The 21,735-nt window shown below is 42.8% G+C and carries 23 protein-coding genes and 1 pseudogene; 15 read left to right on the top strand and 9 right to left on the bottom strand.

Annotation, left to right across the window (positions count from 1 at the left end; translation table 11 throughout):
• Positions 1-3 precede the first annotated feature (3 nt).
• The 4 genes and pseudogenes from DU508_RS17240 to DU508_RS17255 form a co-directional block, all read right to left on the bottom strand.
• The gene (locus DU508_RS17240) at positions 4-561 is read right to left on the bottom strand and encodes a manganese efflux pump (protein ID WP_115404012.1); all 558 of its coding nucleotides are present in this window, start codon (positions 559-561) and stop codon (positions 4-6) included.
• 5 nt (positions 562-566) lie between these two features.
• Positions 567-1,277, bottom strand: coding sequence for an MgtC/SapB family protein (locus DU508_RS17245; protein ID WP_115404013.1), 711 nt, complete (start codon positions 1,275-1,277; stop codon positions 567-569).
• Positions 1,278-1,699: 422 nt separating this feature from the next.
• Complete coding sequence (locus tag DU508_RS24355; protein ID WP_394341378.1) at positions 1,700-2,047, bottom strand: T9SS type A sorting domain-containing protein; 348 nt, start codon at positions 2,045-2,047, stop codon at positions 1,700-1,702.
• A 24-nt stretch (positions 2,048-2,071) separates the two neighbouring features.
• Positions 2,072-2,834, bottom strand: a pseudogene (locus DU508_RS17255) (endonuclease); the annotation flags it as partial.
• 163 nt (positions 2,835-2,997) lie between these two features.
• Between DU508_RS17255 and DU508_RS17260 the strand changes: the two are divergent.
• Positions 2,998-3,795, top strand: a complete 798-nt coding sequence (locus tag DU508_RS17260) for a universal stress protein (RefSeq protein WP_115404016.1) — start codon at positions 2,998-3,000, stop codon at positions 3,793-3,795.
• A gap of 18 nt (positions 3,796-3,813) precedes the next feature.
• Here the strand turns inward: DU508_RS17260 and DU508_RS17265 are convergent, their stop codons facing one another.
• The 5 genes from DU508_RS17265 to mobA form a co-directional block, all read right to left on the bottom strand.
• On the bottom strand, positions 3,814-4,959 hold the full coding sequence (locus tag DU508_RS17265) for a HAMP domain-containing sensor histidine kinase (protein ID WP_233509662.1): 1,146 nt from the start codon (positions 4,957-4,959) through the stop codon (positions 3,814-3,816).
• Positions 4,960-5,186: 227 nt separating this feature from the next.
• A complete protein-coding gene (locus tag DU508_RS17270) occupies positions 5,187-5,867 on the bottom strand; it encodes a response regulator transcription factor (protein WP_115404018.1) in 681 nt (226 codons plus the stop codon).
• 71 nt (positions 5,868-5,938) lie between these two features.
• On the bottom strand, positions 5,939-7,939 hold the full coding sequence (gene mobC / locus DU508_RS17275; RefSeq protein WP_115404019.1) for a conjugal transfer protein MobC: 2,001 nt from the start codon (positions 7,937-7,939) through the stop codon (positions 5,939-5,941).
• A gap of 101 nt (positions 7,940-8,040) precedes the next feature.
• Positions 8,041-9,327, bottom strand: coding sequence for a conjugal transfer protein MobB (gene mobB / locus DU508_RS17280; RefSeq protein ID WP_115404020.1), 1,287 nt, complete (start codon positions 9,325-9,327; stop codon positions 8,041-8,043).
• An 8-nt stretch (positions 9,328-9,335) separates the two neighbouring features.
• Entirely contained in the window at positions 9,336-9,767 is a 432-nt protein-coding gene (gene mobA / locus DU508_RS17285) for a conjugal transfer protein MobA (RefSeq protein ID WP_115404021.1), read from the bottom strand.
• A gap of 758 nt (positions 9,768-10,525) precedes the next feature.
• Here mobA and DU508_RS17290 point away from each other — a divergent pair.
• The 14 genes from DU508_RS17290 to DU508_RS17355 all read left to right on the top strand — a co-directional run bounded on the left by DU508_RS17290 (position 10,526) and on the right by DU508_RS17355 (position 21,729).
• On the top strand, positions 10,526-11,293 hold the full coding sequence (locus DU508_RS17290) for a ParA family protein (protein ID WP_115404022.1): 768 nt from the start codon (positions 10,526-10,528) through the stop codon (positions 11,291-11,293).
• Positions 11,294-11,298: 5 nt separating this feature from the next.
• Positions 11,299-11,727: a DUF3408 domain-containing protein gene (locus DU508_RS17295; RefSeq protein WP_115404023.1), complete on the top strand. Its 429-nt coding sequence runs from the start codon at positions 11,299-11,301 to the stop codon at positions 11,725-11,727.
• Positions 11,728-11,738: 11 nt separating this feature from the next.
• Positions 11,739-12,011 (top strand): DUF3408 domain-containing protein, encoded by a 273-nt coding sequence (locus DU508_RS17300; RefSeq protein ID WP_115404024.1) that lies wholly within the window; start codon positions 11,739-11,741, stop codon positions 12,009-12,011.
• An 11-nt stretch (positions 12,012-12,022) separates the two neighbouring features.
• Entirely contained in the window at positions 12,023-12,295 is a 273-nt protein-coding gene (locus DU508_RS17305; protein WP_115404025.1) for a DUF3408 domain-containing protein, read from the top strand.
• Between the two features lie 3 nt (positions 12,296-12,298).
• Complete coding sequence (locus DU508_RS17310; RefSeq protein WP_115404026.1) at positions 12,299-12,934, top strand: conjugal transfer protein TraD; 636 nt, start codon at positions 12,299-12,301, stop codon at positions 12,932-12,934.
• 31 nt (positions 12,935-12,965) lie between these two features.
• A complete protein-coding gene (locus DU508_RS17315; protein ID WP_115404027.1) occupies positions 12,966-14,318 on the top strand; it encodes a hypothetical protein in 1,353 nt (450 codons plus the stop codon).
• Between the two features lie 18 nt (positions 14,319-14,336).
• On the top strand, positions 14,337-15,638 hold the full coding sequence (locus DU508_RS17320) for a hypothetical protein (protein ID WP_115404028.1): 1,302 nt from the start codon (positions 14,337-14,339) through the stop codon (positions 15,636-15,638).
• A gap of 200 nt (positions 15,639-15,838) precedes the next feature.
• Positions 15,839-16,144 carry a DUF4134 domain-containing protein gene (locus DU508_RS17325; RefSeq protein WP_002979435.1) on the top strand — a complete coding sequence of 102 codons (306 nt, stop codon included), beginning with the start codon at positions 15,839-15,841 and terminating at the stop codon, positions 16,142-16,144.
• A gap of 11 nt (positions 16,145-16,155) precedes the next feature.
• Entirely contained in the window at positions 16,156-16,485 is a 330-nt protein-coding gene (locus tag DU508_RS17330) for a DUF4133 domain-containing protein (RefSeq protein ID WP_084019010.1), read from the top strand.
• A complete protein-coding gene (locus DU508_RS17335; protein ID WP_115404029.1) occupies positions 16,482-18,986 on the top strand; it encodes a TraG family conjugative transposon ATPase in 2,505 nt (834 codons plus the stop codon). Before DU508_RS17330 ends, DU508_RS17335 begins: the two co-directional genes overlap by 4 nt.
• 27 nt (positions 18,987-19,013) lie before the next feature.
• Entirely contained in the window at positions 19,014-19,646 is a 633-nt protein-coding gene (locus tag DU508_RS17340) for a DUF4141 domain-containing protein (RefSeq protein WP_115404030.1), read from the top strand.
• A gap of 3 nt (positions 19,647-19,649) precedes the next feature.
• Positions 19,650-20,645 (top strand): conjugative transposon protein TraJ, encoded by a 996-nt coding sequence (traJ, locus tag DU508_RS17345; protein WP_115404031.1) that lies wholly within the window; start codon positions 19,650-19,652, stop codon positions 20,643-20,645.
• Between the two features lie 21 nt (positions 20,646-20,666).
• On the top strand, positions 20,667-21,290 hold the full coding sequence (gene traK, locus DU508_RS17350) for a conjugative transposon protein TraK (protein ID WP_115404032.1): 624 nt from the start codon (positions 20,667-20,669) through the stop codon (positions 21,288-21,290).
• A 10-nt stretch (positions 21,291-21,300) separates the two neighbouring features.
• On the top strand, positions 21,301-21,729 hold the full coding sequence (locus DU508_RS17355) for a hypothetical protein (RefSeq protein WP_115404033.1): 429 nt from the start codon (positions 21,301-21,303) through the stop codon (positions 21,727-21,729).
• Positions 21,730-21,735 lie beyond the last annotated feature (6 nt).

Here is a 21,735-nt window from a genome sequence, read left to right on the forward strand (position 1 = left end):
TTCTTATAGTATTTTATAAATAAGTATTGAAATCCCCGTAACCATCATCACGAGGGCGGTTATCTTAATGGCTTTTAATAGCCTGAATTGCTGGAACTGCCCCAAATACCAGCCGAGCAGCATCATGGTTCCCAATACGCACATGGACAGTAAATAGGCTGACGGTTCATACATTTGAAGGCTTTTCAGTGACAAGCCCAATACAAATACATAGATGGATGTAGCGCAGGCAATCCCCAAAAAACCATCCAGCCCAAATTCAATTTCCATATCCTTCATTTTCTCGCTGCGCCATTCCCGGTACATACGCAGGGCGGTTGCACAGAGCATAAAAATGGCAAACCAGTACCCGTAGCCGGGCAGATAGCTTATCAAAGCCGTACCCGCCCATCCGCCGTATGTGAAAGCCATCATTTGGATGTTGAGCAACATAAAGAGTATCAGCAACGGCTTTCCCGGCTTCACCACATAGGCGGTATTCCGGCTCATTGCTGCCAGTACAAGGTTGTCTGAAGCAATGCCTGCCGAAAGCAGCAATACGGATATGTGGCTGTTTAACATCACTGTTATAATTCTGATTGTGTTCCTATAATCTCCCAGCTTACTTTGATTACTTTGTCCTCGATGGTCAAACGGCTGGCTACACGTTCCATCAGGCTGTCCTGCGGGGTTACGGCTTTAATAACCGCCGTGATGGTTACATGGGTTACATCATCCGTATCATCGCTGGTCAACGACTTTAGCAATAGTTTCTCGTCATTGCCGAGCATCTGCATCAGCCGTACCCGGATGTGGTTTTCCACTTCGGTTTTGCATTTAATCGTGAACAGGTAGTCGATTTGCGTTGTGGCGGTCTTGTTGAAAGAAAGCAAACTCAATTTTTGTCCAACGGGGCGAAGCAGTATATGGGTAAGCATAATGAAGGCTGTAACCACACCTGCCTGCGCAAACAAGCCCAAACCGCAGAGCGAACCTACCGCAGCCGAACACCAAATGGTGGCAGCCGTATTCAAGCCCTGCACACTTAAACCGTCTTTCATGATTACCCCTGCGCCCAAGAAACCGATACCTGTTACAATCTGTGCCGCAATACGGCTTGGGTCGCCCGTACTGTCGGTAAGGGAAGCCGAAATCAGGATGAAGGCAGCCGAACCCAACGACACCAGTGTATTGGTGCGAAGCCCTGCGCTCTTTTGCCGCCACTGCCGTTCTACGCCGATAGCGACACCGAACAGTAATGCAGCAGATAGCCGTATTGCAAACTCCAAGATTTCCATTTGTGAAACGCTTTAATTATTGTAAGGCACAAAGGTCTTCACTGCCTACTGCAATCACAGTTAGAGAAGCAACAGAAAAAAATTAGAATTTTATTAGAGCGTAGGAAAAGCGGTTGCCTGAAAGTTCTTTAATCACTAATTGAGGTTGCCCTGCTCATTTTTCCGTTTCAGGAGTTTTTTTCTCTTTTGAATAACGGAAGCCAAATAGAACAGTACCACCACAGGGGTTATGATGTTGACTATTTTTAAGAACGGATGGCTATGATGCAGGATTAACAGGCAATAGGCATTGGACAGCATACATATAAGCAGTACGGTCATTGTGCAGTAGTAAAGTGCTTTCATCTATATTTTTTAGGAATTAAGGAATGTCTGACCTCTGTATCTCATATCCCTATTCAATTGGAAAGTCATTGAGCCTGCTATTGTTTGATTATTTTATAGGAATTATAATGGTTATTACTTTCCAATATGATATAATACATACCTGATGAATAACCTGATACGTCAATTTTATCGGTAGTTTTTCCTGACATAATTTTTTGCCCCATTTGGTTATAAATCACATATTGAAATGTGTTGCCATTAGGATAAACTACGTTTACATAATCCGTTGTTACGGTTGGATATAATTTAATCTTCTCTGAATAAGTATATGATACTCCCGTCGAAAGGTTTTGCAAATCCCACGTGTCTTCCGCTTGCGGACCGTTCCAAATTAATGTTGCTAAATATGGATTATCTATAAACGGATTACGGTTGCCCTGCATTCCCTGCAATACATCATTCCTCACTAATTCGTGTGCGGCAACAGGGTCTTCCGCATTCCATTCTAAAAATATATCAGGCATATCGCCAAAAGGGGAATAAGAAGCAGAACCAACGGCTACATTGTTCGGTAAACATTGCGTGGGGTAGCGTAGATACATATACATCATCATACGGGCTACATCGCCTTTCCATTCATCGCCTGGATACCACGTAAGGGAAGTAGGCTTATACGAGGCGCCCGCTTCCTGCGGTAAACTTGTTGTTGCTGCGTGTTCCGTTTCTGCTATCATCAATAGGTCTTAAATGATGGGCATCCGCACCTGCATTTTCAAAACCTAAATTTGGTGTTCCTAATGAACGTGGATAAGTATGTTCACGAACCCATTTTCCTGTACAGGAAGATGTATGACACGATAAATTTTTATCCCTTGTACGGTCATTATCTACAATGGCATCGGTATCGTTCCAACCGTAAATCAGCAAAACATTACCGCTGTTTGCCGGGTCTAAATCAGATTGCTTTAAAGCGTCCCAAACATCGGGCATTGTGCTTGATGTGTAAGGCAGGATATTGGTATGTGTTGTAATGATTAGCAGTGATAATTCTTGTTTTAAATCATTGCCTGTAAGCGTAAAATTAATTCCCGAATAATAGGAAGGAATTTGAGCAGTTGATAAAAAGGGGATTAGAATTAAAACATATATTGCATATACTTTAATAAAATGGCTGAATTTGCTTTGGTTGAAATTCTTGTACAAAGTTGTGTTTTTCAAAAGGAATAGCATTGCGGGGTATTTAACTTAAACAAAATTATTTACATCTTGAAGAAAGTATTATTAGAGAAGCAACAGAAAAAAATTAGAATTTTATTAGAAGCATACCCTGCGTATGCGAAGCGGGTGGTAATGGCTACCTTTGAATTTGCTTATTATTAAATCACCGGATGATATGAGAACATTGCTTGTGCCGATTGATTTTTCGGAAAACGCTTTAGATGCTGCACAATACGCAGCCAACTGGTCAGCCCAATTGGATGGTGGCAGGGTTATTCTGTACCATAGTAACAGTGCTGCAAGCACAGCTAACGATGTCCTTTTGAAAGAGCTGGAAAGCATTAAGGAGCGGTTAGCCTCAAAAGACAAAGCGGAGATTACCTGTATCGTGAACAACGATGGGTTAAGCGAAGGCGTTGCCGCTTTGGTACGGCAATATCAGGTTTCGTTTATTGTAATGGGCATAACGGGGCGCAATAAAGCCGGGCAGAAGCTAATCGGGAGCAGCGTTTTTGAGGTTTCGGAAAATGCGGACGTTCCTGTACTGGTTATTCCTGCAAAGGCACGTTTTGCAAAGATGGAAAATGTGGCACTTGCCCTGCCGATAATTCCCGATTTGAAAAGCCATACGCCGCACGATGCCATCCAAACATTTGTAAAGACACTCGGTGCAAACCTTATGATTGTCAATGTAGGCAGGAAGAAAGATAAAACGCCCAAACCTGTTTTGTATGCGGGGCTAAAGGATATATTCGATATGTTTGAAGAACTGAACCCCACGTTCCATTTCCTTACCGCCCAAAATACCGCAGACAGCGTTGCCGATTTTGCAAAGGACAACCACGCACAACTGTTAATCAGCATTGCGGGAAAGTATGGGTTTCTGCAAGGAATGTTTAAGTCCAGCGTTACCAAAAAGCTGGCGTACCATTCAGCCGTACCGTTGCTGATTTACCGTTCGGAAGGAAAATAAAAAGGCTGTTTAGTAGCTTTAACTGCCTACTACGGGCAACTCAACGGTAAAGGTTGTTCCCTGTTTTTCTTTGGACTTCACTGCGATTGTGCCTTTGTGCAGGGCGATAATCTTTTGTGTAAGCGAAAGCCCGATGCCGTTGCCCTCTGCAAATGTTTTGTTTTCGCCACGATAGAAAGGGGTAAAGATATTTTTCATATCATCCCCGGAAATACCGATGCCTTTGTCGGCAAACCGCAGTATGATTTTTTCACCGCTGAACGTAATGGTAACGGTGCTTTGCCTGTCATCTGAAAATTTGCAGCCGTTCTCAAACAGGTTTACAAAAGCCACTTTCAAAAGGTACTCGTTACCGTTTACGGAGATTTGGTTGTCGCTTTCAAAATCATTTTCAAAGTGAATGTCAATTTTGTAGTCCGGGTTCGCCTTATGTACCTGCTGCCTTGCGTCCAGTAATGCTTCATCAATACGGGTCGGCTTAAAAGCAATTTCGGAAGGGTCATAGCTGGCTTTTGCCAAATCCAGCAGGCTGTTGGAAAGGCGGACTAATTTTTTTGCATCATTCAGGACGTTCTGAATAGCCGTTTTGTATTCCTCAATATCCCGCTCTTTGTTGGCAGATAATTCCAACTCGGTAATAATGGCTGCAAGCGGTGTCCGCAGTTCGTGGGAAATATTGGAAACAAAGTGTTTTTGCGCATCAAAAGAATTTTCCAGTCGGTTCAGCATTTCGTTGAATGTATTTGCCAACTCTGAAAGTTCGTCTTTGCTGCCGTTGCCCGGCAAACGCAAGTCAAGGTTCGTGGCAGAAATGTTTGCCGCTTTTTCGGTCATTTCCTTTACGGGTTCAAAGGCTTTTCGTGAAAAGAAACGCCCGGCTATATAGATAACCAAAATGGAAATGATGAAAACGATAACGATAGTTTTAAACAGGTTGTCTAATTTATTGTAGCCGTACTGGTCGTAAGCTGCGGCGGTAACGATAAAACTTTTGCCCTGAAATTCATATTGCAACCCGATAACCTGCCAATCTTTCTGATAAAAACTGATTTCACCCTGTTGGTTAATCTCGTTTATCATTTGCCTGGTTTCTTTTACAAAATCAATATCGACCGCATCATGATACAGCAAGGTAAATGTTGTATCATAAATGGCTACTTCCACTTCATTTAATATTTTCCGGTTGTTATGGTAGATGTCTTCCAAGGTCTGTTTATCCACGCTGGCGTTTAAAAAAAGATTGGCTTTCGTGATAGCCTCTTTTTTAAGGAGCGCATAAAATTCCTGTTCCCGGCTTTCTTTAGCGGTATAATAGATAACGGCAGCGAACGCCAATAAAATAGTAGCGGTGATGACGGTAAATAATATCGTTAGGCGTGTCCTGATTTTCATTACTCCGCTTTTAAAATAAATCCCATGCCCGATTTGGTATGAATGAGTTTCCTGTCAAATTCCCTGTCAATTTTTTTCCGCAGGTAATTGATGTACACATCAATGAAGTTAGTGCCTGTATCAAAATGCGTGTCCCAAACCTTTTCCGCAATTTCCACTCTTGATAAAACCCTTTCAGGGTTTTGCAGCATATACTCCAAAAGATTAAATTCTTTTGGTGTCAGGCTGATTTCTGTGCCGTCACGCTTTACAATCTTGGTATGCAAATTCATTTCAAGGTCGGCAAAGCGCAGGATAAAGCCTGTGCTGTTTGCCGTTTTATTGTTGCGTTTCAGCAAAGCCCGGATGCGCACCAGCAGTTCCCGCATTTCAAAGGGTTTTACCAGATAGTCGTCGGCTCCCGCATCAAAGCCCTCTACCTTATCGTCCGTTGTTCCCAATGCCGTAAGCATAATAATAGGCGTATCGGGCTTGCTTTCCCGGATTTGCCTGCACAGGTCTATCCCGTCTAATTTGGGCAGAATAATATCCGTAATAATCAGGTCGTAATTATTTTGCAATGCCAGTTTCTTACCCGAAAGCCCGTCATACGCCAAAGTCGGGGCAAAGCCCTGCTCTTCCAAACCCCTTTGTATGAGTTCGGCTACCCTTTGGTCATCCTCTATGATTAAAATTGTCATTATTAGCCCTTTAATACCAATTGCAAATTTACAAATTTATTTCAGGGGGCGGGCTGATATGAGCATCAAAATTACCCCTGCTGAACCAAATGTTGTAAGTCCGGGTCATTCTTAATGCGTTCAATTTCGCTCTCCACAATATGCAGAATATCTGATTTTATCTGCCTATAATTGGCTTCAATTTCCTGTTTCATCCTATCCTCGCCCTGTTCATTTACAAAAGATAGGATTTGAGGTATCTGCTGGTAGGCTTTGGTTTCTGCTGCTACCTTTTCATTATCCACTACAATTTCTGCGTGGAATATCTTTTGCTCGATACGTTCATCGAAATTATCCGATACGGAACCGACGAACATACCCTGTGTAAGCGTTGATATTTTTGAAGCCGGAATAAGGCTGTCTAACTGTGTGGAGATAGAGGTAGATTTATCGTTGCGGTTAATGGTCATACTCTGCCGTTTTTGCAGCACCTTACCAAACCGTTCAGAAAGTGATTTTGCAGTTTCTCCAACCACCTGACCACTGAATATATTGCCGACGGTATTTTGTATTACTTTACTCTCTTTGTCGCCGTAATCCCTTGTTAATTGCGAAAAGTCCTGAAAGCCCAAACATACCGCTACCTTATTACTTCTCGCCGTTGCGATAAGATTATCCAGTCCCCTGAAATAAATCGTGGGCAACTCATCTATGATAACGGAACTCTTTAGCTGTCCTTTTTTATTAATCAGCTTTACAATCCTCGAATTGTACAAACCCAATGCTGCGGAGTAGATATTTTGACGGTCGGGATTATTGCCTACGCATAAAATCTTCGGTTCTTTGGGGTTATTGATATCCAACGTAAAATCATCGCCTGTCATTACCCAGTACAGTTGCGGGCTAATCATTCTTGACAATGGAATTTTAGCGGAGGCTATCTGACCTTGTAACTGGTCTTGTGCGCCGCCCTGCCACGCATCCATAAAGGGCGATAGATAGTTTTCCAAATCAGGATAAGAGGTTAAAATAGTGAATACATCAGAATACTTTTTATTCAGCAATTCAATAGCGTGTGGGAATGTACAATACTTGCCATCCTCGTAGATTTTCAGATACCAAATAATGGCTGCAAGCAAGATGATTGGGCTTTCCACGAAGAAATCCCCTTGCTTCTGTATCCACGACCTGTTGAGGTTCAGCATTATGGTATAAGCCGCTTCGTAGGCATCCGATATGTCCGTCATAAAGTCGGGATTGAGTGGGTTGCAACGGTGGCTCTTGCGTGGGTCGTCGAAATTTATCACGTAAAATTTCGGCTGAACTTTATACTTATCCCGATGCTTCAGTAAATGATTGTAGGCAATGGTAGATAGGTCGTCGAACTTGAAATCGTAGATGTACATACTAAAGCCTTTTTCTATCTGCTGCTTGATGTAGTTGTTTACGATAGCATAAGATTTACCTGAACCCGGAGTACCCAACACAATTGATGCCCTGAAAGGATTGACAATGTTTATCCAACCGTTGTTCCATTTGCCTTTGTAGTAAAATTTGGTAGGCAGATTGACAGAGTATTCGTTTTCCATCAATTTGGTTTCCTGTTGGAAGCTCTCGTTCTCGTTGTTGAACACGTCATCCATCAGGTTAGTACGGAGCAATCGGGTCATCCATACGCCTGCCATAAGCAAAGCGATATAACCTAACGAGATAGTAAGGATATACAGGAATGTGCCTATTGTCGGGGATAGCTTTAACAGTGGTGTGTTCAGGAAGAACAGGACAAAGCCAAAGCCCAAAGCCACGTAAATTTTAGTCCAGGTTATCTTTTCATTCTTTACGCCCTTTGTGCCTAAGCAGCTTAAAGCCAATAGAACCAAAGCAAAGGCTTTGGTATATAAGGTATGCGAAAACAGTCCTGCCGTTCGCTGAAAATTCCCTAATATTTTGTTGATTACTTCCAACGTCCAGCCACGTTCCAAAAAGAAACCGTAACAGAACCAATAAAGGTGCATCAGTACCAAAAGAATACTTACTGCCCGCATAAAAGCCATTATCTTGGCAAGCCCTCTTAAATCGTCTTCTCCCTGCATTATTTTAAGTTTTAATGTTCGGGCGTGAATTTAATGGCTCTATGGAGTGGCTATAAGAATGTGGCAGCCAGTGGCGTTGTGTGGCAGTGTTTGGCTGAATACTATTCCTGACCTCTTTGGCGTTTGCGCTTCTTCTTCATCTTATTGGCAAAGTCCTGTTCCTCATAATCTTCGCCTTGTGCTTCGGGCAATAAGCCGCCCAATGCTTCAATCAAACCGTCTTCGTGTTTGTCCGTAGTTAAAAAGTCGAACAAATGGTGTGGTTCTTCCGCAGGAAGATCCGCATCATTTGATGTGGATAGTTTGGGTTGTGATACGGCAGGTTCTTTTATCTCCGGTTTGATGTTATTGTTCCAATAATCATTAAAGGTGTTGGCAGAAAGTTCCGTTGCTAAACGTGAACCGTTCCAAACCGCTTTGGAATTGTGGTCAATAAATGTGATACCATAAATACGCCCGGTATCATTCCGGCGGACTACGACGTTAATGCCCTGTTCCGCTAACTGCTTTTTAAATGCCTGTTCATCGTTGGTGGTTTTCAGGGCTATGGTAACGGCAGATTTTAGGGTCTGTTTGCTCGGGCTGTCTTTCAAAGCTGTTTTGCATTTCGCAAAATGCAGTTCCAAAGCAGGAAGCCCTGCGCTCTTCCCGAACAGCGAAGCCTTGAACGGATGCCCGGCTCTTTCTCCTTTTTCATTCAGCGGAATATATAATAAGCCCTGTTGCCTCTTTCCCCGTAATTCGCCCTCGATTTTCTCGGTGGTAATATTGAACAGGGAAAGCAAGGCATTGTATTCGCCCAAAGTTTGGTACTGGTAGTAATTCGGCAAGTGGCGGACTACCGCAGCGATTTGGCTCTTTACATCGCCTGCCCGGTAATCCACCGGACGGAAAATCTTATCCGTCTGGTTGCGTTCCTTATCCGTTGCGGGTATCAGCCCGTATTTATTTTCCAGTTCACGACATACATTCATAGACCGCATTTTCTCGAATTTGTCCGAAATCTTTTTGCCTTGCTCGTCCACGCAGACCGACACAATGTGTATGTGGCTACGGTCAATATCGGTATGTTTGAATACGACAAAAGGCTGTTCGCCGTAACCCATTTCCCGCATATACTGTTCTGCCATTTCCCTAAACTTGTCATCGCTTACCTTGTCGTTGGGGTCAGGATTGAGCGAAATATGCAAGGTGTGTTTCTCGGTATTGCGGTTGGCTATCAGGTAAGGTGCAAAAGACTGGGCTAATTGTGCTACGGAATAATGACCGCTTGCGGTTTCAATCATCTTATTGGCAAACAAAATCTGCCCGTTTTCATTCTCCACTTTAAGCTGATTGTACGCCAATGCCCCGTATAAATTTCCGCTTCTTCCGATTTTTGCTATCATTTCTACCGCTATTTTTTCAGGTGCTTCGCTTCAAATTCTTCGGTTAGCTGAATGATTTTTTGACATAGCATCGCCATTTCAGCCGTTTGTTTTTCCAGTTTGTAAAGGAATGCTGCGGCTTTTTTCTCGGAAAAATGCTTGTACAATAGCTTTACAACCTGGTTATAGTTCACACCTACGGAGCGAAACTGACTGTGAAACGAAGTCAACCGCATATAGAAATCAACTGTTCCTTTGTCAATCTTAACTGATTTCATTTCCTTACTGAACAGCAGGGAAATGATAAACTTTGCTTTATTGGGCATTCCCGATGCTTCAAAAAGCGATAAAAGTTTGGCGTTTTCTTCGTCGGTAAGACGGAAAACGTGGCGGTGGATGCTTGGGTCTGTTTTCGGTGTCCGTCCGCCCTTATTCTGTTTTCTGTAACTGTTCTCTTTCATCACAAATCCATTTTAAAACCGAGCTTCAGCGAGCTCATCGTTAGATAATCCATACAAAACCCTGACTTCGGAAGGTGTTTTCTGCCCCCTGCAAAGGGCAAGTTGTTTTGAGGCACGAACTCGGTTTCGAGTGCCTCAAAACACAACTTGCCGTGTTCCGGTGAACACAAAAATCCGCCCTGCGGGACGGATTAAATGTAACAGGGAAAAACGGCTCGATGCCGTTCCCGTTACCCTCCGATTTGTCAAAAGACTTTTGCATAAATCCGTTAATAAAAATCATTTTACAAAGTAAAGCCCTGCCCGTAAGAGTATTGCAATGCGATACCCGGACAAACGCTGCCTTTGAGTGCCAAATACTGCCACCTTGATAGAACCGCTTGTTAATCTCTTTTTATTTGTACCAACAAAAGGATATAAGTGCGTAGATAGTTATTCAGGTAACAACCTAAGTACTTAACTATCGAGGTAGGTAAATAAGGAAACCGGTACATAGAAAGCTATCTATTTAGATACCTGAAAAGGTAGTTCTGTACACACAAATGCAGATAAGCTTGTACAGACCTGCTTATCTGCATACCGATATAGGTGTACAGATAAGTACTTAAGCAATCTGGTATACAGGTGCATAATTACCTGCCTAAGTATATGGGTACAGAGCAGCACACCTATTTACTGTAGTACATAAGTATCTGATTACTGAAATAAGCACTTATGTACATAGGTGATTGAGTATATAACAATTAAATAATTAAAAGATGAACGTAAAACACAAAACAGTATTTATCGCCTTTTCTTCTCAAAAAGGCGGTGTTGGCAAAAGCACGTTTACAACGCTTGCAGCGAGTACGATGCACTACCGGTTGGGCTACAATGTAGCCGTATTTGATGCGGATTTCCCTCAGCACAGCTTGTTGAAAATGAAGGACCGCGATTTAAAAATGGTAATGGAAAACGAAGCCTTGAAAAAACAGGCGTACAACCAATTTATGACCATCAATAAAAAGGCATATGAAATTATTCAGCACAGGGCAGATAGCGTATTGGAAGCGGCTCAGGAATATGTGAATGCATCTCCTGTTCCAATCGATGCTGTATTCTTTGACCTGCCTGGAACAGTCAATACGCCGGGCATTTTAAAAGCACTGGCAGGAATGCACCACATTTTTACACCCATCACGGCAGACCGTGTAGTAATGGAAAGTACGCTCGTTTTCACACAGCTTATGAAAGATATCATCATGAAAGAAGGTGAAACTTCTATACAAACCATTAACCTCTTCTGGAACCAGGTCGATGGCAGGGAAAGCACACCTTTATATGATGTATATAACACTCTTATCCATCAATTGGGAATAAGCCTGATGCAGAACCAGGTCAAGAATAGCACCCGCTTTCGTAAAGAAAGCGAGGTAAACAGTAAAGTGGTTTTCCGATCAACATTGATGCCTCCCGATGAACGGCTGATGAAAACCTGTCAATTAGACTTGTTTATGGACGAATTTCTAAAAATCATTCAATTATAAGCATTATGGAAAAAGAAAATAAGAAAAAAATTACTCCCGATATCAACGAGGAACTGATGATGAGCCTTATGGTGGATGGTGTAAAAAAAGAAGGTTTGCGGCTTCCTCCGGAACCAACTCCCGAAAAGGAAGAAGATAAACCTAAAGAACCGTTACCTGAGAAGCCTGCGGTTAGGGATAAGAACCGGACAAAGCGGACTGCTGAAGCAGATTATGAAAATACCTTTTTCAAAAAAACGGATACTAATGCACGTGACGGAAAAACGGTCTATATCCGACCGGAATTTCACGAAAAGCTCACACGTATTATTCAGGTCATTGGTGGAGACAAGATTAGTATATACGCTTATTTGGACAATTTACTGGATTATCATTTTCAGGAATTTGGCGAACAGATTACCAAAAGCTATAACGATAAGTATAAACCCATTTAATTTTTAGGGATATGGAAAATAACAATAAAACAACCAGGGCAAAGAAGACAAACAAAACGTATTCTTCTAAATTCCTTAAAAAGAACACACTGAAAAGAAGGGGCGATAAATCTATTTATGTACGTCCCGAATACCACGAAAAGCTTACCCGGATAGTGAAGATTATCGGTGCGGGAGAAATCCCACTGTATGCCTATCTGGATAATATCTTAAAGCATCATTTTGAGGTGCATTCCCAAGAAATTCTCGAAGAGTATAACAAGAATAATAAACCCATTCTATAACGTATTTGATTATGAAAAATTTATTTAAGAAAAAGACACCACCTAAAAACTCAGCACAATACAGTGCCAGATTTTTAGCCAACCGGTTTCCGTCAGGACGTAACGGTAAGGTCGTTTACATACGTCCCGAATACCACGAAAGATTGCTCCGAATTGTGCAATTAACAAGGGAAGAAAAAACAACCCTCTACTCATACATTGACAATATCCTTGAACACCACTTCAGGGAGTATGGGGACGATATTACAGATTACTTCAACGAACGTTTTAAACCGATTTTATAAGCTATGGAAACAATAATTGTGATTTGCCTGCTGATAGTCATTGCCCTGCTTTTGCAGGACAAGATTGTCATTCGTAAAAGGTCAGAGCAAAAACCGAAACAGGAAAAAGTCAATCCGAATTTGCCGGATATTATGGGGCAACCCAAGCCAGCAAGAAGCCTTTCGGTGCCAAACACTGCCAATGAACGCCAAATTGATGAAGTAGAGATAAACCCTGATAATTTAGACATCGAATACGACGAAAATGAAAACGTCGGCATTCAAATTCCGCAGGAAGAGCTGGACGAAGTTTTCAGTAATATACCTGATTTGGAGGAGGAAGAAGAAGAATGGAACAGGTACGGAATATCCGGTGGCGATGACAGTCTTGCCCAAGGGGTTACCTTTGACGAACTAAGCTCCGTGGGGATGTTGCTCCAAAAAGAGAAACTGGAACAATCCCAAAAGGAAACAGCGGCAGCGATAGTTCAAAGATTACAGGGAACTGAATTATTCAGCCTGCTGGAAAATTCCATTGAGGGTGCATCCCGAAAAATTGCCGAGCTTTTGGACAGCACACTCTCATCTGAAACGGAAGCCGGTTCTTCCACTTTGCGGAAAAATAATCTGGAGGATTTTGACATTGGGGAGTTTATATAGACTTCCATTTGTCTTTTAAAATAAAGAAAATATGGAAAATGAATTACCAGCTATCAATATCGAACCGGGCAGTTTGCTTGACCTGCGTTTGAATAAAGGAATACTGCCTACTCTTGATATTGCAGGTCATACATTCTATGTGGATTTGCAAATGAACAAACTGCGACCAAAGGACGACTTTAAATCAAAGGGAATAGATTTTACAGAAATAAAAGACTACTATGACCGTGACAGACGGGCGTATGTCATTCCGTATAATCCAACGACACACGAATTTCAACAGGACGATGTTTCTAAAATGACCGAACTGCCTACAGACATTGTCATCGTACAGTTTCCAAGTCAGTATGAATTAGATATAGTGGGATGGAATAAAAAGTACGGCAATAGCATTACTGATCAGGATTTGAAGCAAATGCACTTTGAAGCCCGTACATTGCCATGGGTGGATACCAATTTGATAGAACATATAAAACTTAACGTCGCAGAACAGTTACAACCAAAAGAAGAATATATCGTCAATGAGCGAAAGGATAGCCTGTACAGGATACCCACCGATACAGAGAAGTTACTTCCAACATATAAAATATTCGGAACAGAATTTATCGTGGATGTCAATCAGTTGGAACTTCGTGAAAAAGCCAATCCGAAAAATGTGATTTCAATATCCGATATGGATGAGAAAGCAGTACAGGGTTACAGTTTTTGGTACAGCCCAAACAGTAAGGGCTTGACGACATACGCTGAACAAGGAGCAAAATTGGCAGAGATACCCGACTTCGTAACACTTGACCCAATAGGAATGGCAAAGAAACATAACATTGACGAAGATAAAATGGCGGGAATGGACGATTTCAAGCTAATGGTCAATCAAGATGCCTTTGATAAAATTGCTTACAAAGGGATTATACCCACGATAGATATTGCAGGACACACATTTTATATTGACTTGTTTAATGACAAACTACATCCTAAAGATGATATTTGGTCTCGTGGCATTATCTTTTCCGAACTGAAATATTATTATTCGCACAAGGACAATACATTTACCATTCCCTACAACCAAAAGACACATACCTTTCAGGAGGTGAGCCTCAATGTGAAGGAAATACCCAAAGACCTTATTGTTGTACAAATTCCCGGCAAACGTATTCTTGACCCAATTGGGCAGAACAAGACAAGTGACCTGAATACTTCGGACTATCTAAAAAAAAAGGGAGTACATCTGCATTTTGAAGCCAAAGTAATACCGTGGCATCAAACCCGTTTTGCGGAAACTGTAAAACGTAACAATGGACAAGAAGTAAAGGCAGAGCAAAAGCCATCCATTAGTCCAAAGCCAGAGGAAAGTACAGTCAGCAAAAGAAAAGGTCGCAGAATGTAAACAATAAAACTTTGAACAATGGAAAGACAACTGCCGGAAATTGAAATTGAGGGCACAATATTTCATTTCGATATAGACAAAATCGCCCTCATTGAAAAGGACAATCCACATAATGAGATTTACTTTGACAATATGCGTGATAACGGTACACACTACTCGTTCGAGTATAGTACAGTTTCAAAAAACTATCATTTTATCAAATCTGCATCTACTCTTGATGAACTATTCGATGGTTTATTTGAACAATCGAAAGTTGCCGACCCAGCTATTACAGTTGAAATTCCACGGATAGGAACAATTGACCCTGAAGGTATGAGCCGTAAATACGGCTGTACGTTGCAGGATATAGAGCAGAAAAGCGATTTTGAAATTATGGTCAATCAGGATTTGTATAATAAAAGATTGAACGGCGAACCTGTAACGATTGATTTAGCGGGTAAGGCATATGAAGTAGATGTAAAGAATAATTCATTACGTCCCCAAGATGGAGCAGGCGAAGAGATTTTTTTGAATAAATACCACTACGATTTGTACTATGAAGATGAGGGTGTTTATCATCTGTTCTACAATATCAGTGAAAATAAAGTGGCAGATGTTATGCGGGACGGTAGCAGGGACAGAACAGAAGACCGTGTGATATTGGAAGTGCCTAATCTAACTTACCTCGACCCTGTGGGAACAAATATAGCATACGGTTATAATCCGCAATACGGATTACTATACACCGACCTTACAATGAACCACATTGCGAAGCCTGTACCGTGGGATTTTTATAATATCAAAGTATCTGATGAAACAAAGATTAATCAGGAAGCCTACGATTTGCGTGTAAACAAAGGCGTATTGCCAACGGTGGATATTGCCGGTCATACTTTCTACGTCGATATCCGTATGAATATGCTTCGACCTAAAGATGATTTCCTTTCTAAAGGTATTGTGTTCTCGGATATACAGAATTACTATGATGAAGATAAGAGGACTTATACCATTCCTTATAATCCAAAGACACACGAATTTCAGGAACCGGACTATCGGAATATCAAAGAGCTACCCAAAGATTTAATTGCTGTACGGTTTCCCTCTGAAAGATTGCTTGACAGGATTGGATGGAACAGGCAATACGGATTTGAACTGACACACGGACTGGCAAAGCAGGGCTTGAAATTGCAGTTTGAAGCGAAGCAGATACCCTGGGAAAAAACCTTTCTTGTTGGTTTGATTAAAAGCAATCTGAAAGAAGAAAAGAACCTGCAAAAAACTGAAGCAAAACAACCACCCCCACAAGCAAAACAAAGTAAATCGAAAGGTCGTAAAATGTAAATTAGCATACCGACAACGAAACGCCAAACAGTAAAAAGTTTGGCGTTTTTTTTATCCTCAAACACTTGCTACAAAGCCACTCACAGCCAAACACTTCCTCTGACTGCCACTTTCTTATAACGCCTCTTTTTCCATAAGACATTTGTCCCGAAAGCTCGCAAGGTGCGGGATAAACAGTAACAAATTAATGTGTTTCAATTATGGAAAAACAAAGAAAAAAAGTTTTGCTGGCAGCCGTGGCTATGCTGTCAGGAATTGGTGCGTTCGCACAGGGAAACGGTTCGGCTGGCATCAACGAGGCTACCCAAATGGTAACGTCGTATTTCGACCCCGCAACCCAATTAATCTACGCCATCGGTGCAGTAGTCGGATTAATAGGAGGTGTTAAAGTGTATAACAAATTCAGTAGCGGCGACCCTGACACAAGTAAGACCGCAGCTTCGTGGTTTGGTGCCTGTATCTTCTTGATTGTTGCCGCTACTATCCTGCGTTCATTCTTCCTTTAATCCTTTGCCTTATGAATTACAATATCAACAAAGGCATCGGCAGGACGGTGGAATTTAAAGGGCTGAAAGCACAATACCTGTTCATTTTCGCAGGTGGGCTGCTCGGCACGCTTATCCTCGTGATGATACTGTATATGGCAGGCGTAAACTCTTACATCTGCCTGTTCCTAGGAGCAGGTGGTGCTTCGCTCATTATATGGCAGACCTTTTCGCTGAACAGGAAGTACGGCGAACACGGGCTGATGAAAATTGCAGCCAATAAAAGGCATCCCCGCTACATCATCTGCCGCAAGCCTGTACACCGCTATTTAAAATTCACACCTAAACAGAATGCCGTATGAGAAATGTAGCAAAGACCGCCACACTGGAAAATAAATTTCCTTTGTTGGCAGTAGAGAACAACTGCATCTTATCCAAAGATGCGGACATTACCGCCTGTTTTGAAGTGCGCTTGCCGGAACTGTTTACGGTTGCTTCTGCGGAATATGAAGCCATACACTCCGCCTGGCACAAGGCGATTAAAACCCTGCCTGATTTTACGGTCATTCACAAACAGGATTGGTACATCAAGGAAAGCTATGCACCCGATTTGGCAATAGAAGACCAGAGTTTTTTATCGAAGTCTTATCAACGTCATTTCAACGAGCGACCGTTCCTGAACCATTATTGTTACCTGTTCCTTACGAAGACCACAAAGGAAAGAATGCGGATGCAAAGCAACTTCAGTTCGCTTTGCAAAGGTACGCTGATACCAAAGGAAATCAGGAACAAGGAAACAATACACCGCTTTATGGAGGCGGTTGCCCAGTTTGAACGTATCGTGAACGATAGCGGTTTTGTAAGCCTACGGCGTTTGACAGAAGAGGACATTATCGGAACGGACGATACACAGGGATTATTGGAGCAATACCTCACGTTATCGAGGGGAGCAGGAACACCAATGCAGGACATCGCACTCGGAAACGAAGAAGTACGCATCGGCAACAAAAGGTTAAGCCTGCACACACTTTCCGACACAGATGACCTGCCCGGAACGGTATCGGCTGATACACGTTTTGAAAAGCTATCCACCGACCGAAGCGATTGCCGCCTGTCATTCGCCGCACCTGTGGGTTTGCTGTTAAGCTGTAACCACATTTACAATCAGTACATTTTTTTGGATAACAGCGAAGACAACCTGCAAAAGTTTGAGAAGTCCGCAAGGAATATGCACTCACTGGCAAGGTACAGCCGTGCCAACCAAATCAACAAAGAGTGGATAGAAAAGTACCTGAACGAAGCCCACAGCTTCGGGCTGTCATCTATCCGTGCGCACTTCAATATTATGGCGTGGTCGGAAGACCCTGCGGAACTGAAACAGTTAAAGAATGATTGCGGTAGTGCGTTAGCACTGATGGAATGTAAGCCTCGGCACAACACAACGGACGTAGCAACATTGTACTGGGCAGGAATGCCGGGCAATGCGGGCGACTTTCCCAGTGAGGAAAGTTTTTACACTTTTATTGAGCCTGCATTGTGTTTCTTCACGGAAGAAACCAACTACCACAATTCGCCCTCGCCGTTCGGTATCAAGATGGCTGACAGGCTTACAGGAAAACCTATCCATTTGGATATTTCCGACCTGCCTATGAAGCGTGGTATTATCACGAACCGGAACAAGTTTATACTTGGTCCATCGGGTTCGGGTAAATCGTTCTTCACGAACCATATGGTACGGCAGTATTATGAACAGGGCGCACACGTGCTGTTGGTAGATACGGGTAACTCTTATCAGGGCTTATGCGAACTCATCAAAGGAAAGACCAAAGGCGAAGACGGTGTGTATTTCACTTACACCGAAGATAACCCGATTGCCTTTAACCCTTTCTATACCGATGATGGCGTATTCGACATTGAGAAAAGGGAAAGTATCAAGACTTTGATGCTGACATTATGGAAACGTGACGATGAGCCGCCAACCCGCTCTGAAGAAGTTGCCCTTTCCAATGCTGTAAGTGGTTATATCGAGCGTATCAAGACGGAAGATGCGTACCCGTCTTTCAACGGCTTCTATGAATATGTAAAAGGCGACTACCGCAAGGTATTGGAGGAAAAGCAGGTAAGGGAAAAAGACTTTGACATTGCCAATTTCCTCAACGTACTCGAACCCTACTACAAGGGTGGCGAATACGATTACCTGCTGAACTCCGACAAGCAGTTGGATCTGCTTTCCAAACGCTTTATAGTGTTCGAAATCGATGCCATCAAGGATCACAAAATCCTTTTCCCAATAGTCACGATCATCATTATGGAAGTGTTTATCAATAAGATGCGTAGGCTGAAAGGCATCCGAAAGCTCATTTTAATTGAAGAAGCGTGGAAAGCAATAGCCAAAGAAGGAATGGCGGAGTACATTAAGTACCTCTTTAAAACGGTTAGGAAATTCTTCGGGGAAGCCATTGTCGTTACGCAAGAGGTTGACGACATTATCCAGTCGCCCATTGTGAAAGAAAGCATCATCAACAACTCCGACTGTAAAATCCTGCTTGACCAACGCAAGTATATGAACAAATTCGATGACATACAGGCGATGTTGGGGCTTACAGACAAAGAGAAAGGGCAGGTACTTTCCATCAATATGAATAACGATGCAAGCCGACTATACAAAGAGGTTTGGATCGGCTTAGGTGGTACGCACTCGGCAGTATATGCCACCGAAGTTAGTTTGGAGGAATATCTCGCCTACACCACCGAAGAGACCGAGAAAATGGAAGTAATGCAGCTTGCTTCCGAACTGGACGGCAACGTAGAACTCGCCATCAAGCATATCGCTATGCAAAGGCGTGACAAAGTAAATCAATAGTCATTAACAATTTAAAATTCAAGAACAATGAAAAAGTTTCTTTTTATGGTGTGTACGGCACTGATGCTCGCCGTAGCACCGTCAGCCAAAGCCCAATGGGTGGTAACCGATCCGACAAACCTGGCATCGGGTATTCTTAACAGTGCCAATGAAATCGTGCAGACTTCCTCCACTGTGAGCAATGTGATCAAGAACTTCAACGAAGTGAAGAAAGTGTACGAGCAGGGCAAGGAATATTACGATAAGCTGCAAGCCATCAATAACCTTGTGAAAGATGCCCGTAAGGTACAACAAACGGTTTTGCTGGTGGGCGACGTGTCCGAAATGTATGTGACCAATTTCGGCAAGATGATGAACGACCCCAATTTCAAACCACAGGAATTGGTCGCCATAGGCAATGGGTATGCGGCATTGCTCAACGAGAGTACCGAACTGCTGAAAGAACTGAAGCAGATCATAACCGCTTCCAGCCTTTCGCTGAATGATAAGGAACGTATGGATATTATTGACCGTGTGTACAAAGAGGTAAAGGACTACCACAGCCTTGTACGCTACTACACCAATAAGAACATTTCTGTAAGCTACCTAAGAGCGAAAAAGAAAAACGATACCCAAAGAGTGCTTGAACTCTACGGAACTGCTAACCAAAAATACTGGTAAACTATGGAATGGGATAATCTTCACGAACTCCTGCGTTCGCTGTACGACGATATGATGCCGCTTGCAGGCGATATGGCGGCAGTGGCTAAAGGTCTGGCGGGACTGGGTGCATTGTTCTATGTGGCATTAAAAGTTTGGCAGGCTTTAAGCCGTGCAGAGCCTATCGATATGTTCCCTTTGTTGCGCCCGTTCGCTTTAGGGCTTTGCATTATGTTCTTTCCAACCATTGTTTTGGGAACCATCAATGCAGTACTAAGCCCGGTGGTGGTAGGAACCCACCAAATGCTGGAAGGCCAGGTACTTGACCTGAACCAATTACAACAGCAGAAAGACCAGTTGGAATATGAGGCAATGGTAAGAAACCCCGAAACAGCCTATATGGTATCAGACGAAGAGTTCGACAAAAAGCTGGACGAATTAGGTTGGTCACCGTCCGACATTGGGACAATGGCGGGAATGTATATGGACAGGGCTGCTTATCGGACAGAAAAAGTAATAAAAGACTGGTTCCGCAATTTGCTGGAAATACTCTTTCAGGCGGCAGCACTCGTCATTGATACCATACGGACGTTTTTCCTGATTGTCCTCTCCATACTCGGACCAATAGCCTTTGCTATTTCCGTATGGGACGGATTTCAGAGTACGCTCACGCAATGGCTCACGAGGTACGTCAGTGTATATCTCTGGCTTCCTGTTTCAGACCTGTTCAGCTCGATGCTGGCAAGGATACAATCCTTGATTATTGAAAGGGATATCCAATTGCTTTCTGACCCAACCTATATACCTGATACTTCCAATACCGTTTACATCATCTTTATGATAATCGGCATCGTGGGATACTTCACTATTCCGACGGTAACAGGATGGATTATCCAGGCAGGCGGTGCAGGAAACTTTACCCGTAATGTAAACCAAACCGCAATGAAAGCCGGAAACATTGCCGGAGCCGGGGCTGGTTCAGCAGCAGGAAACATCGGAGGCAAATTAATGGGCAAATAAAAACAATCTAATTATTTAAAAATGGAATTTAAAACGCTAAGAAATATCGAAAACAGCTTTAGGCAGATACGATTATATGCCATTGTGTTTGCGGTTCTCTGCATTAGCGTGGTAGGATACGCCGTATGGCGTTCCTACCGCTTTGCAGAAGAACAACGCCAAAAAATCTATGTACTGGATAACGGTAAATCTTTGATGCTTGCCTTATCACAGGATGCAAGCATCAACCGCCCTGTCGAAGCAAGGGAACACGTCAGACGTTTTCACGAACTGTTCTTTACACTCGCTCCCGACAAAAACGCTATCGAAAGTAATATGAGCAGAGCGTTCAACCTTGCCGATAAAAGTGCCTTCGATTATTACAAGGACTTGTCGGAAAAGGGCTATTACAGCCGTATCATTTCGGGTAATGTACAGCAACGCATAGAAGTGGATAGTGTCGTGTGCAACTTCGACAACTATCCTTATGCAGTGCGTACCTACGCTAAACAATTCATCATCCGTTCGAGCAATGTGACCAGGCGTAACCTTATTACTTCCTGCTATCTCGTGAACTCTGTTCGCTCCGACAATAATCCGCAGGGTTTCAATATCGAAAAGTTTGCAGTGATTGAAAACAGGGATATAGAAGTCATCGAACGCTAAAGACAGTCTTATGGAAGCATTATCAGATTTAAACACGTTCGCAAAAATCCTTACCGACAAAGGATATAATGGTTATTTCCATACGCAGGGTGCGTATGCCGGAAAACTGAAAGACAGCATCAGCGAATACCTCGAAAACTGCCAAAAAGGTGCAGACAGTTTGCCTAAGCAGGATTTGTTGCTGACAGGCTACCTGCAATGGTCGGGTGATGACAAGCCCCATGTAGAATGCAGTATGTGGGTAAAATACCTTGACGGCAAATTCTCGCTCAGCCGAATGGAAATAGCGAAGAAAGACGGCTTCGGTCAATTGCTCAAAAAATCGGAACTGGCAAACCTGTCAATCATATCCGCACCCAAATTAACGGAAGCAATCGCATTGGTCAATGACGAACCGAAGCAAAAAGCGGGTAATAGTCCTAAACGTTTCAAGCTATAACACAGA

It is taken from the genome of Pedobacter chinensis (genome assembly GCF_003339865.1).
In the GTDB taxonomy this organism is placed as follows: Bacteria; Bacteroidota; Bacteroidia; order Sphingobacteriales; family Sphingobacteriaceae; genus Pedobacter; species Pedobacter chinensis.